The following is a 13,261-nucleotide window of genomic DNA, read 5'->3' as shown; positions in this document are numbered from 1 at the left end:
GGTTTGTTATGGGAGAATCGAACACGCGCATCCGTTTTTGGTCCGGTTTGCGGACGATTGGCGGAACGATCGTCACGGTGGAGCACGGGCAAAGCCGCATCGTTTTCGATTTCGGCCGTTGCTTCAGTCCGGCAGGGAATATGATGGAGCGCGGCATTGCTGAACTGACCGACCCGGTGGCCGACTTTTTGCGGTTGGGGCTGCTACCGCCGCTGGACGGGCTGTACGGCGAAAAGCCGCTGCTCGCAGCAGGAAGCGGTCTTCGCCCGGCAGGTGACGGCCACTTGCGGCAGGCGGTTTTTATCTCGCATCTACATCTGGATCACATGGCACTGATGGGAATGATCGATCCGTCGGTGCCGGTTCTGATGTCTGAGGAAAGCCTGCGGCTGTACGAAGCGCTGGAGGCGATCGGCGAAGGTGTGCCTAATGTGTCCGGCCGTACGTTTAGCTCTTTTGCCTATGATCAGCCGGTTGTTTGCGGCGAGATCGGCGTCACGCCGCTGCGGGTGGACCATGATGTGTCCGGCGCCTGCGCTTTTCTGGTGGAGACGCCGGACGTCCGGCTGCTGTATACGGGTGATTTCCGTTTGCACGGCAATCATCCCGAGTGGACGCTTGGGATGGCGGAGGCGGCGAAGCGCCGGCAAGTCGATGTGTTGATCATTGAGGGTACGACGCTTGCTCTGACGCAGGATGGGGAGGATGACGGCGATTCTTCCGGAGGCGCGGGCCTGGTCACGGAAGCCAGCGTGGCGGAACGCGCCGCGGCGGCGATGCGGGAAATGTCTGGCTTGGCGGTCATCAATATGTACCATCGGCACATTGAGCGGGTGGAGGCTTTGTGCGAGGCAGCGATCGCGGCTGGCAGGAAGCCCGTGTTGGAGCCGGACACGGCTTTCCTGCTGCGTTTGCTCACCGGACGGGAGGGTATCACCGTGCTTTCAGAATCTCCGGCCGAAGGCTTTGTTCCGGTTTCGCTCGCCGACATCAACGCAGCCCCGGAGCGGTTCGCGCTGCAGAACAGCTTCGCCCGGTCGTTGGAGTTGCTGCGGCTGCGGACGGAAGGAGGAGTGTATATCCACTCCAACGGAGCACCGCTCGGCGCCTACGATCCCGACTACGCCGCACTGCGGGACCTGCTGCGGCGGATCGGCCTGAATTATCGCTATATCGGCGCTTCCGGCCACGCAGCCCCCGAGCACCTGCGGCTTATCGGCGATCAGATCGGGGCCGATTGGTTTATTCCGCTGCACAGCCTGCATCCGGAACAAATGGAGTTATCGTCAGGGATTCGCCTGCTTCCCGAATACGGGAAGACCTACTGTTTTGAAAATGGGAAGCTTGTCTAGCAAAGAGAACAGGAAGGATGCCAGGTGGAAGTTTATCAAGCATTAGCGCTAATGATTTCATTTGCGACCTTAATTGTCCTGATACTTTCCTTCCATAAACACAAATAGACCGCCCTAGGCAAAGGAACCGGTCTATTTGTGTCGGTATGCCATTAAAAGCCTGCCGCCCTTAAAAGCGGCTATTGCCCGGGGCCGTGCCCTGCAAGCACGGCTCCCTAATAATAAAGGCTTTTAAAGCATTTAAAGTACTTTCATTGTATCACAAATAGAATGAAATTTACACGATCGCGAAGATTTTTTAGGGGGAGCCTGCAGCCGTTCTATGGCTGTGAGCTCCCCTACTTATTAACCTGTGAGATTTAGAAACCTAAAAAATCGCCCGATACAACTCCTCAATCTCGGCCACCGACGTTTCCCGCGGATTGCCCCCCGTACATACATCTTCGAACGCGGAGCGGGCGAGGGCGGGGATGTCCCCTTCCCGCACACCGACTTCACGGAGACGGGACGGGATGCCGACGTCCTCCGACAGCTGGCGAACTGCGGCAACCGCGGCGCTGCGCGCTTCTTCGATGCTCATTTGTTCGGTTCCCGGCACGCCCATCGCTTTGGCGATATCGCGGTATTTTTCCCCGGTGTAATCGGCGTTGTATGCCATAATGGACGGCAGCAAAATGGCATTGGCCACCCCGTGTGGCGTATCGTAAAAAGCTCCCAACGGATGGGCCATCCCGTGCACCAGCCCCAGGCCCACATTGGAAAAGCCCATGCCGGCGATATACTGCCCCAGCGCCATTCCTTCGCGGCCTTGTGGATCGTTGCTCACGGCACCGCGCAAAGACCGGGCGATGATTTCCACCGCTTTGAGGTGAAGCGCATCGGTCAGTTCCCAGGCCGCTTTGGTAATGTACCCTTCGATCGCATGGGTTAAAGCGTCCATGCCGGTGGCGGCGGTGAGTCCTTTGGGCATGGAGCTCATCATATCCGGGTCGACGATGGCGACGACGGGAATATCATGAGGATCGACGCAGACAAATTTCCGTTTGTTTTGCGTATCCGTGATCACATAGTTAATCGTAACCTCCGCCGCTGTCCCGGCTGTTGTCGGAACGGCGATAATCGGAACCGATTTATGGGCCGTCGCCACCGCTCCCTCCAAACTGCGAACGTCGGCGTATTCCGGATTGTTACTGATGATGCCAATTGCTTTGGCCGTATCCATCGGCGATCCGCCGCCGATCGCGATGATATAATCCGCACCGGCTGCCTTAAAGGCGGCCAATCCTTTTTGCACAACTTCAATAGTAGGATTCGCTACCGTTTCATCGAATACGGAATAGGGTAATTTGTGGAGGTCAAGCAGATCGGTTATTTTGGACACAACGTGATGCTTCACGAGCTCCTTGTCGGTTACGATCAATGCCTTAACAAAACGGCGCTGCTTCACTTCAGTGACGATATCGGCAATCGCCCCGGCCCCGAAATACGAGGTTTCGTTCAAAATCATACGTTGGCTCATGGCCAAACCCTCCTTTTTTGTGAAAATGTTCACTTGAATAAGGACATATAACTTTCAAGCTTTGTGCTTCTGACTCCATCATAAATATGATTTATTGGTAAATCAACATAAAACAACATTTATTTGTGGTTTTTGTTTGAATTTTTGGGCATAAAAAAATCCGCTCCATTAAGAGCGGACTTTGAAACCAGTAATGCGTTCAAATTCCTCATCAGCTTCTATTCTTCGTTTATCATATGCCTCTTGGCCAATGGATTGAATTATTTTTTGCCGGGCTCTCCGCATTAAAATCGAAGATTGTTCTCTTTGAGCACGAGTAGGAGGAATAATCATGACCCCATTTACAGGTGAAATTGCCCGCTTAGTCTTATGGGATTTGATTACCGAGGATTGGCTGACTCTAAGGACTTTACGAAGCTTTACCTTTGTCATAAGAGATCATCTCCTTTACTTATAGTATAACTTAATTAAACGTATGGCTTCAACATCGGTAAGGAACATCATTCCTCTACCGCCAAAATGGGCATGAAACCTCTCGCGATAATAAGTATACAAATTGGTTTTTGGATAAAAAGCTACATCTCCATGATAACCAGCCGCAAAACTCTGGAGACATGCTTCTCCCAAAAGAACATCAGCAACGTTTGTGAATTCACGGTTTTGATTTTTGTGACGGTTTGTAGGAGCACTCTCTAAAAGATCCACAAAAATGCGTCTCTCGAGCGCATCCTCATAATAAGCAATAGCTCCTTGTATTACAGAATTTCCAATAACCAAGAGCTTATACGGCATGGATACTTCATTTGGTCCTAAATATCTTGTCCAATCAAATGTGTTCTCCCAGCCTGCTTTATGTAAGGACTTTGTATCGACAATATTCATCTGTAAAATTTGAGAAGGGTAAAGTTCACCGTTACTGTGCTTCAAATGCCATTGTGACATGATTACACACCTCCGCAAGATCTCATTTGCGAAATTAATTGTCCTGATCCTATATTTCCATAAACACAAATAGACCGCCCTAAGCATAGGAATCGGTCTATTTGTGTCAGTCATTCCGCTGAAGCCTGCCGCCCTAAAAGTGGCTATTGCTAGAGGCCATTTTCGTAGCACTTCCGTACCCTTAATACAAGTGCCTTCCTTATAAGTAATAACATTGTCCCGCCTTCCTCCTCTTTTATCTGTGCGGGAGATCACGTTTCCGTTCTAAATTGAGCGGACAAGCTCCTCTTTTCCGACCAGCACTTCCGCCATGATGGCCGCTCCCAGCTTGAAGCCGTGCGTGAATGCCGCCTCATTATGCATGGCACTGGCCTCTGCATGAAGATCCAGCAAAGCTTCCAATTCGCGGAATTCCTCTTCGCCCAGTTTCTTGCGCCAGTTCTCCATCGCCGCGGAGATTTGTCCGCATAATGGACGATATTTCGGGTTCCTGGGCACGATCATTTCATCCGGCAAAATATTTCCGGCATAAAGCTCTTCCAAAATGCTTGGCATGTTTATCCTCCCTTTCTATATAAGTACGTGTTCAAAAAGTCGGGTTTGGAGCACCGAAGCTAATGCTTACGATGTGCGTTTTTTCAAAACGCTGTAGGTCGGATGAAGCTAGGGACGAAAGGAGCGGAGCGTACGTTTTGGGTACGTGAGCAACTGAAATGTTTACGCAGGAAACATACATCGAAAGCGTATGCTTGGCCCGGCTGAATTCAAGATTCGACGCCGAATCCGCTTCTTGACCTGCTTCGTGATCAAAAGATGACTTTTTGAACTACCTCATAATAAGAGGCCGCCTCCTTGAAAGGAAAGATTGCACATGGTAGGATATTTATGCAACTTTCCTTTGTTGGGGGTTGCCTTGGGGGAAGTGGCGTCGTTCTTTTGCGGGATGCGCCGCTTCCTTTTATTTTTCTTCTTCGGACAAAAGCAGTTTCAGCCCCAGACGGATCGCGTCAGTTCTGGTGATATTATGTTTCTTACAATAATCAGTCACAGCTCTGTACGTTTCTTCATCGAACCGCGCCTTAATAATGTAATTCTTGGGGTTGTCCGCTTTTGGCCGACCTGTTCGTGGACTCAGCTTGTACACCTCCTTTCTGTGTCACACAAATAAAACATATATTATGTGACACGTAAAATCAATATAAAATTCTAGTTTTTTACGTGAAAATACTCCTTTCAACAGAAAATTCTTCTTTTCGCCATATTCATATTATATAAACTTGAAGTTATATAACTAATAAGTTATGTTAATGATAAAGGAAGGGGGAGATAGGTTTGCCGGATACCTTTGCCGTCATTGCCGAGCCTTCCCGCCGGCGGATTTTGGACTTGCTGCTCCAGTCGGAATCGAACGTAACGGATCTGGCCGGAGCGCTGGGGCTGTCGCAGCCCTTGGTGTCAAAGCATTTGCGGACACTGCGCCAAAGCGGCCTGGTCAAGGTCCGGATCAAGTCCCAGCAGCACATCTACTCGCTGGAAGCCGAGCCGCTGGCGGAGATCGACGAATGGCTGAAGGCCTACCGCAAGAAGTGGAATCGACATGTTGACGCCTTGGAGAATTTTTTGGACCAGCAGAAAAAAGATTAGGAGGAAACGGAACATGAGATCGCCGATTGAGAATCCAAAGCTTATGCAAGAGCAGGAGGATTGGGTGCTAGTGCTGGAACGGGTATTGAACCATCCGCCTGAAAAAGTTTGGGACGGGCTGACCCGGGTCGATCAAGTCCCCAAATGGGGGCCGTTTTCAGCAGATAAGGATCTGGTTGAAGTGGGGGCCGTACGGCTGAAGCCTATCAACACGCCTGAGGCAGAAGAGATGGAAGGATATGTTTTAGAGGTTAACGCTCCGTATCTGCTCGTGTTTCGCTGGGGTGAAGACATCCTGCGCTGGGAACTGGCCGCCCTTGGCCAAGGTAAGACGACGCTGGTGTTGCGGCATCGGTTTGAAGATCGCAAACAAGCGCCTTCCTATGCGGCAGGTTGGCATCTTTGCCTGGATGGTTTGGCCGGAACGCTGGCCGGCGAACAAATGCCCTCGATGGTTGGGGAAGAAGCACTCAAATACGGTTGGCAAGAGCTATACGAGGCCTACGCAGAAAAGCTGGGCATCCACACGAAATGAAGGCCGAAACCCGACTGAAAACCGACTGATTAAAGCACAACGTCACTCGCTCAACTGACTCGAAAATAAACAATGTAAAGTCATTGAATAAGTTTTAGACAAGGGCGTTCCGCTAATGGGGGCGTCTCTTTTTTGAACGCAAAAATTCAGAATTCTCCCCGTGCAGACAGTCGTTTTTCTAGGAAAGACAAGTTTTGGAAGTTTTGTGAACTGAGGTACTGAAAAGCCTGATAACCAATGTTTATCAGTGCTAAAAAAATCGTTGATTTGCTATAATGAAGGCGTAAACAAAAGCATCGCTTATATCGTCGGAAGGCCATGATTTTTAAAGCAAAGCTTATCAATTTAGGAGGGTGACTTAGATGGTTGAAGGATTCCTTGAGGTGCAAATCGCCGTACACCAAATTCAAGGACGGTTGGAAATCGACGGAGAATCGGAATATCGCAAAATCGAATTCGGTACCGAACGTTTCCTGCACACTCCTGAACCCGGCCATCGGCTACACAGCGAAGAAGAACCTCAGCAACCTACGCGGCGCAAATGGTGGTTCCACTAAAAAATGAAGCTGTCGAAGAAGATGTTCTAGCCTGAACATGTTATCCCAACCGCTTTATCGGACATCCGTCTGGTGAAGCGGTTTTTTGTGTCGCAAAAAAGGGCGGGGGCTGGAGCATGTCTCTAGGTCGGTGTATCTATTTTTGTGCGAAGTATATGGTATAATGTCAACATCTGCAATTTTACTTTGATTTAGGGAGAATTTAGTAATGAAAATACGCAAAGCGATTATTCCGGCGGCTGGACTGGGGACGCGGTTTTTGCCAGCCACTAAGGCAATGCCTAAGGAAATGCTGCCGATCGTCGACAAACCCACGATCCAATATATCGTGGAGGAAGCGGTCGCCTCGGGGATTGAAGACATTATTATCGTGACGGGGAAAGGCAAACGCGCCATTGAAGATCATTTCGACAATTCTTTTGAACTGGAGCACAATTTAACGGAAAAAGGCAAGTGGAAGCTGCTGGACGAGGTGCGTAAATCGTCGGAAATGGCTGACATTCACTATATCCGGCAGAAAGAGCCTAAGGGATTAGGGCATGCGATCTGGTGCGCACGGAAGTTTATCGGCGACGAGCCGTTTGCAGTACTGCTGGGCGACGATATCGTCGAGTCGGAGGTACCTTGCCTAAAGCAAATGATCAATGTGTTTGAGGAGCATAAAGCTTCGGTAGTTGGCGTACAGCCTGTAGACTGGAATGAAGTGTCCCGGTACGGGATCGTGAATCCTACGGCGATTCAGGATCGCGTATATTTGGCCAACCAACTGGTGGAAAAGCCAGAAACCGGCAAAGCGCCATCCAATCTGGCGATTATGGGCCGCTATATTTTGACCCCGGCTATCTTCGGCATTCTTGAAGAACAGCGAGTAGGCGTAAACGGAGAAATCCAGCTGACTGATGCGATCTCACGGCTAGGCGATACCGAACGGATCTTGGCCTATAACTTCGAAGGAACCCGGCATGACGTTGGCGAGAAGATGGGCTTCATTCAAACCACCATCCATTATGCACTGGAGAACCCCGAGCTTCGTGACGAATTGCTTCGCTACATGACAGAAATCGTCAACCAGAATATGAATCAAAAAACGGCCTCTCCTAAGTGAGAGACCGTTTTTCTTTTTGCTATTAAAAGTTTAGCTTGGAAATCTTGTCAATTTCCTCTTTTTCGTTTGGATCAACTTGCAACAAGCGATCGTACAGCGCCTGGTCGGTGGTTCCGTTCTTTTGCAGAGCAGCCAAATACCAGAGGGCGATTTCGTGATTCGTATCATCGTTCAGGTCGTCCTTAATGCCGACTTTGAAAATTTCCGCGGCTTTAGCAGAATCATTTAACATGTATGCCATTTTTCCGGCGTTCAGTACCATCGGCTGCGTAATTTCAAATGGATCCCCCTGCAGTTGTCCCTCAGGAAGAGTTTTCAGATGTTCAACCCCCTGGATCACATGCTGATATGCGGCAAGTCCAGACTTGAAGTACTCGTCCTTCTTCGCGATATCCTGTTCGCCCAACGCTTGGTAACCAAGCTCGTAGGACTGTACGATCAGTTGCTCATACCAATCCATATCATAGGTATAACGATTGGCATTATCGCGAAGGATAGCGTATGCTTTACCGTTTTCTCCCTTGGATTGATACAGCTTGATGAGCTGTTTGTACATATTTTTGTCGAATGCTTCTTTTTTCAGTGCATTGGTCAGTAGGTTGAGCTCCGCATTGTAAAAAGACTCATCCTGCGTCTGATCAAACCCTGCTTGAAGCAGACTGCTCATGTATAACACGGCGTCGGGATGCCCGCCGCGTTTGCTGAGAGCTTTATCCAGCGGTGTTTTGATTTCCTGGAAGTCGGTGCTTGTAGTGATCAGTTTTTTCGCCTTAACCACATCCTGGCTTGCTCCAATATAACGGATCGACACAAAGATCAGAATTACCGAGGCAAGCACCATGACTGCGCTATACAAGCCTCGCATTGTGCTCGGCTTCAACTTGAGTTTGGCTACCGGACGGTTATCCATCGCAGCCGCCATGCCGGCCAGTCCCAGGAAGACAAGCATGCCGATATACACGTAACTCATGTTGAAGTCCATCAGACTGTGCATCAAGAGCGAAAATACGATAATAAAATATCCGAAGTACGATTCCCGTTCCTGTTCCCCTGCATTAATATACCCACGGATATATTTATAGAAAATAAAGAACAAAAAGGCCAGCAATACAATAAATCCAAGAAGGCCGGTCTCCACCAGGTACTGCATCACAAAGCTGTGTGCTTGACGGCTGGTGTACGGGTTGTTTTGATATTTCTCAAAAATTGAAGCCCAACCGCCGCCGCCTGCACCGATGATCGGATAATCTTTAAGAACTTTTACGGCGTCTTTATAGAACGTCATCCGTTCAAGGAAGCTGTGCTGCTGAAGGTTAAGGTTTTCCAGGCGATCCCCGATGTTGCCCGGCAGAATATGCTTGAGGTTCGTTCCGAGGAACAGAAAGGCCAGCACGCCTACTGCCACGACGGAGACAAGCGGCAGCCACAGATTGGCAAGCTTCTTAGCTGACCACTTGCTTGTACCGTTTTCTAACCGTGGAGCTACAAACTGTTGAATCAACCATGCGAGTACGGCGAGCACCAGCGATGCGCCAAGTACATAAAACCAGCCTTTGGCCGGATCGTTGATCTGCCCCAGGTAGAATTGCTGCCCGAGGTTCGTCACCGGTTTGGCGACTACAAGCGTGGCTCCCCCGGCAATGACGCTATACAAAATCCATAGGATTTGTTTTGCTGGTTTTAGAAATAACAACAATACAACGAAGACGACTGGCAAGAAAACCAAACCGCCGCGCGATAGCGTAAGCAGCAGCGAAAGAACGATCGGTACGAGCATAAAGGCGTGAATCGCTTGTCCATACCACTTCTTAGAACGGGTAATGCCGAACACGGCGACAAAGAAGAAAGCCATAAGGAAAGCGGCATACGTATTTGGATATTGGAATACGGAAGCTAGACGGGGCCCGTTTGCGTCAATCCAGACTGCTTGAGTGTACTGTCCGTTGACAACTGTCCCGGAGAACCAACTGACAATAGCCGACACTGTTCTTCCCTGACCGAGCCAATTAAACAAACCGAACATCACAATGATGTAAGCAACCGTAATCAAGGTCGTTTCCATCACTCGGTTGGCTTTGCGGTTTTGCAGTAAGTACAGCCCAATAACGAACATAAAAGCATATAGAGCTTGAATCAAAACCATATTAGAAGCAAAGTACTGGCTTGCCGCTGAAATTAGTGCGATAATGTAAGTTATGGGAATTAAGAGTACAAACAGGGCAGTCCAATCCCGCTGGTCTTCCAGCTTGATATTTTTGAAGAAAGCCGTGGCCCATATCAGCAGCAGCACGCTGCCGATAATAACCGACCAATAAATCGGCTGCTCAAATTCTAACACAAGACCGTTAAATACACCGGCCTGAAACGGGGCCCAGACCAAAAAGGCTATCAGACCAATGATCAACAACAATAACGCCGCAGGTAACTTTTCCCGATTTCTCGACTCTGCGGCTTTTTTCCCGTATACTGGATTCGACACAAAATTATCTCCTTTGCTAATAGATACGGGTATTATTTTAGCATAGTTTGTAGTTAAGCAGAAAGTCCGATAAATTAGTTTATTATTATGGGAGAGGGTTAAACAGTGAATTATTTGAAAGAGAATCTACAAACAAACTATAGACTATTGTTTGATTTATCTAAGAATGACTTTAACAAAAGATTTAAGGGTTCTTATTTTGGTATATTTTGGGCGTTCGTTAACCCACTAATTACAGTGCTGTTATATTGGTTTGTTTTTGAGATAGGTTTTAGAACAGGAAGTACACCAGAAGGATATCCATTTATATTGTGGCTGATCTGCGGTATGGTTCCGTGGTTCTTTTTTTCGGAAGCTTTTATGAATGCGACTCTCTGTTTTTCGGAATATAGCTTTTTGGTAAAAAAAGTTGTTTTTCAGATTGGAATACTTCCATTTATTAAGATTTTTTCAGCATTATTCATTCATATTTTTTTCGTGGCTTTTTTAATTATTATTTTGCTTTGTTATGGTGTCACCCCTACACTATCGTGGTTTCAACTTTTTTATTATTTATTTTGTACTATGATTTTATTGGTTGGAACAAGCTTCATTACTGCTTCGATCCTTCCTTTTTTTAAAGATATCGCTCAAATAGTTTCAATTATAGTTCAAATTGGTTTTTGGCTAACGCCAATTGTATGGACTCTTGATATTGTCCCCTTAAAATATCGGCTTCTCTTTAAATTAAATCCCTTTTATTATATAGCAGAAGGGTACAGGGATACTTTTCTGAATAATTACTGGTTTTGGAATAAGCCTTTCGAAAGCCTCTATTTTTTGGGGTGTTGTTCTGCTATTTTATTTGTCGGGATAGTTTTATTTAAAAAGTTAAAGCCTCATTTTTCGGATGTCCTATAATTATAATTTACGTAGGAGAGGGAACTTATGGACCGGGTTATTGAAATAAATAAATTAACTAAAGTTTACAAACTCTATTCAAGTCCAACTGATCGTTTGAAAGAATCATTGCATCCTTTGAAGAAAAGTTATCATAAAGATTTTTATGCACTTAATAATGTCTCATTCTATGTTGAAAGCGGGGAAGCTGTTGGTATAATTGGGAAAAACGGGTCCGGAAAATCAACTCTTTTAAAAATTATTACAGGTGTGCTTTCACCAACATCTGGGGATGCTAAAGTAAAGGGAAAAATATCGGCATTGCTTGAATTGGGGGCAGGTTTTAATCCGGATTATTCAGGAATCGAAAACATATATTTGCATGGAACAATGACAGGGTTTAGCAAAGAGGAAATGGACTCTAAATTAGAGGAAATAATACAATTTGCAGACATTGGGGAGTTTATTTATCAGCCTGTTCGAACCTATTCGAGCGGAATGTTTGTTAGACTTGCGTTTGCAGTAGCAATAAATGTAGATCCAGATATTTTAATTGTTGATGAGGCTTTATCGGTAGGTGATATTTTTTTTCAATCAAAATGTTTCAAGAAATTTACCGAGTTTAAGGAGCTTGGAAAAACGATTTTATTCGTTACGCATGACATGAGTAGTATTATGAAATATTGTGACAGAGTAATTGTCATGAATGAAGGTACTATTGTGGAGGAAGGCTTACCAGGGCCAATGATTGATATATATAAAAAGATTTTGGTTGATATGTATAAAGATTCTGATGGCACTCAATCATCTCAATTCATTGACTTAGGCCATAATTATGAGACCTGGAAGGATAAATTGACTATTAATCCTGAATACTCTGATTATGGAAATAAACGAGCGGAAATTCTTGATTTTTCCGTTTTTGATCACAGTGGTGAACTTACAAATATTATTTTGAAGGGGAGGCCTTTTAGCATTAAACTCCGAATTCAATTTAATGATGACTTAAAGGATCCAATTTTTGCATTTAGTATCAAAGACGCTAGGGGAACAGAAATAACTGGAACGAATACGATGCTGGAATCATTAGCTACTGGGATTAATAACAAAGGTTCAATAATTGAGGTTTGCTTTAAACAGAATAATGATCTTCAGGGGGGGGACTATTTGATTTCATTAGGATGTACGGGTTACGAAAGTAATGAATTTGTAGTTTATCATAGGTTATATGACATTATGAACCTTCATGTTATTGCAAATAAGAATAGCGTTGGTTTCTTCGATATGAATTCAACGATTAGTATTTCTGATATAGAAAGGAAGAGAAGGTATGTTTGAATATATCAGAAATGTAAAAATGAACTATTCATTTTATAATGGTCAAGATAATTACTCGGATGGAGAAATAGAGGATGAACTATTAGATATAGTAAAAAACAAATATAATATTGGTCAAATACTTAAAGAAGATCGGCGGTGGCCAATACTATACCATCTTTCACCTACTCGGCACAATCTTTTAGAATGGTTTCCTTTCAATAAGAATGGTAATGTGCTTGAAATTGGAGCTGGTTGTGGAGCCATTACTGGTTTGTTATGCGAGAAAACAAAAAGTGTAACATGTATTGAACTTTCTAAAAAACGTGCACTTATTAATGCTTACCGTCATTTGGATCAAGCGAATTTAGAAATAATTATTGGGAACCTAAATGATATCGAACTAACTAAAAAATATGATTACATTACCTTAATAGGGGTATTGGAATATGCTGCAGTATACACAGATACCAATTCTCCTTATTTATCCTTTCTAAATAATATTAAAGATTATTTAAAAGAAGATGGAGTACTTATAGTAGCCATTGAGAATAAGTTTGGACTAAAATATTGGGCTGGCAGCCGTGAAGATCACACCGGAGAGTTTTTTGATAGTATTCAAAATTATCCATCAAGTCGAAAGATATCCACTTTTACAAGATTTGAATTGGAAAATCTGCTCAAGATAGTTGGATTTGAAAAGGTAAGTTTTTATTATCCGTACCCGGATTATAAGTTGCCTACACAAATTTATTCGGATGATCGCTTGCCTTGTATTGGAGAAATAAAAAGCCAGAATTATAATTATGACCAAAGTAGAATGGTTTTATTTGATGAAGAATCAGTAATGAATAATATAATTCAGAATGATTTATTCTCTGTTTTTTCTAACTCATACCTTGTCTTTTGTTCGGTTTAAAAGGAGGGGAGTC

At 45.4% G+C, this 13,261-nt stretch carries 14 protein-coding genes; 9 read left to right on the top strand and 5 right to left on the bottom strand.

The genetic code is table 11. The features are described from left to right. Positions 1–8: 8 nt before the first annotated feature. Both EHV15_RS04075 and EHV15_RS38190 read left to right on the top strand, forming a co-directional pair. Complete coding sequence (locus EHV15_RS04075; protein ID WP_128630113.1) at positions 9–1,352, top strand: MBL fold metallo-hydrolase; 1,344 nt, start codon at positions 9–11, stop codon at positions 1,350–1,352. 24 nt (positions 1,353–1,376) lie between these two features. Further along, the gene (locus EHV15_RS38190; RefSeq protein WP_425464462.1) at positions 1,377–1,460 is read left to right on the top strand and encodes a putative holin-like toxin; all 84 of its coding nucleotides are present in this window, start codon (positions 1,377–1,379) and stop codon (positions 1,458–1,460) included. Between the two features lie 259 nt (positions 1,461–1,719). Here the strand turns inward: EHV15_RS38190 and fucO are convergent, their stop codons facing one another. The 4 genes from fucO to EHV15_RS04055 all read right to left on the bottom strand — a co-directional run bounded on the left by fucO (position 1,720) and on the right by EHV15_RS04055 (position 4,368). Continuing rightward, entirely contained in the window at positions 1,720–2,871 is a 1,152-nt protein-coding gene (gene fucO, locus EHV15_RS04070) for a lactaldehyde reductase (protein WP_128630112.1), read from the bottom strand. A gap of 168 nt (positions 2,872–3,039) precedes the next feature. Beyond that, the gene (locus EHV15_RS04065) at positions 3,040–3,303 is read right to left on the bottom strand and encodes a hypothetical protein (RefSeq protein WP_128630111.1); all 264 of its coding nucleotides are present in this window, start codon (positions 3,301–3,303) and stop codon (positions 3,040–3,042) included. A 15-nt stretch (positions 3,304–3,318) separates the two neighbouring features. Next, on the bottom strand, positions 3,319–3,813 hold the full coding sequence (locus tag EHV15_RS04060) for a hypothetical protein (RefSeq protein ID WP_128630110.1): 495 nt from the start codon (positions 3,811–3,813) through the stop codon (positions 3,319–3,321). A gap of 264 nt (positions 3,814–4,077) precedes the next feature. Continuing rightward, positions 4,078–4,368, bottom strand: a complete 291-nt coding sequence (locus EHV15_RS04055; RefSeq protein ID WP_128630109.1) for a DUF6809 family protein — start codon at positions 4,366–4,368, stop codon at positions 4,078–4,080. Positions 4,369–5,145: 777 nt separating this feature from the next. Here EHV15_RS04055 and EHV15_RS04045 point away from each other — a divergent pair. The 4 genes from EHV15_RS04045 (at position 5,146) to galU (ending at position 7,654) form a co-directional block, all read left to right on the top strand. Beyond that, positions 5,146–5,457, top strand: coding sequence for an ArsR/SmtB family transcription factor (locus tag EHV15_RS04045; RefSeq protein ID WP_128630108.1), 312 nt, complete (start codon positions 5,146–5,148; stop codon positions 5,455–5,457). Positions 5,458–5,470: 13 nt separating this feature from the next. After that, positions 5,471–5,992 carry an SRPBCC family protein gene (locus tag EHV15_RS04040; protein WP_178075756.1) on the top strand — a complete coding sequence of 174 codons (522 nt, stop codon included), beginning with the start codon at positions 5,471–5,473 and terminating at the stop codon, positions 5,990–5,992. A 362-nt stretch (positions 5,993–6,354) separates the two neighbouring features. After that, the gene (locus EHV15_RS04035; RefSeq protein WP_128630106.1) at positions 6,355–6,549 is read left to right on the top strand and encodes a hypothetical protein; all 195 of its coding nucleotides are present in this window, start codon (positions 6,355–6,357) and stop codon (positions 6,547–6,549) included. A gap of 208 nt (positions 6,550–6,757) precedes the next feature. After that, positions 6,758–7,654 carry a UTP--glucose-1-phosphate uridylyltransferase GalU gene (gene galU / locus EHV15_RS04030; RefSeq protein WP_128630105.1) on the top strand — a complete coding sequence of 299 codons (897 nt, stop codon included), beginning with the start codon at positions 6,758–6,760 and terminating at the stop codon, positions 7,652–7,654. 22 nt (positions 7,655–7,676) lie between these two features. On the opposite strand, the gene EHV15_RS04025 is transcribed toward galU, so the two are convergent. Next, complete coding sequence (locus tag EHV15_RS04025; protein ID WP_128630104.1) at positions 7,677–10,133, bottom strand: O-antigen ligase family protein; 2,457 nt, start codon at positions 10,131–10,133, stop codon at positions 7,677–7,679. A 105-nt stretch (positions 10,134–10,238) separates the two neighbouring features. Between EHV15_RS04025 and EHV15_RS04020 the strand changes: the two genes are divergently transcribed. The 3 genes from EHV15_RS04020 to EHV15_RS04010 are packed head-to-tail and all read left to right on the top strand — an operon-like array spanning position 10,239 to position 13,248. Then, positions 10,239–11,033, top strand: a complete 795-nt coding sequence (locus EHV15_RS04020; RefSeq protein WP_128630103.1) for an ABC transporter permease — start codon at positions 10,239–10,241, stop codon at positions 11,031–11,033. A 27-nt stretch (positions 11,034–11,060) separates the two neighbouring features. Next, positions 11,061–12,350 carry an ABC transporter ATP-binding protein gene (locus EHV15_RS04015; protein ID WP_128630102.1) on the top strand — a complete coding sequence of 430 codons (1,290 nt, stop codon included), beginning with the start codon at positions 11,061–11,063 and terminating at the stop codon, positions 12,348–12,350. After that, entirely contained in the window at positions 12,343–13,248 is a 906-nt protein-coding gene (locus tag EHV15_RS04010) for a class I SAM-dependent methyltransferase (protein WP_128630101.1), read from the top strand. Before EHV15_RS04015 ends, EHV15_RS04010 begins: the two co-directional genes overlap by 8 nt. The last annotated feature ends 13 nt before the right edge of the window (positions 13,249–13,261 follow it).

Origin of the sequence: Paenibacillus oralis, assembly GCF_003863965.1 — a bacterium.
GTDB lineage: Bacteria > Bacillota > Bacilli > Paenibacillales > Paenibacillaceae > Fontibacillus > Fontibacillus oralis.
The sequence above is the reverse complement of the archived record's forward strand: the minus strand, read 5'-3'. Positions and strand labels throughout refer to the sequence as shown.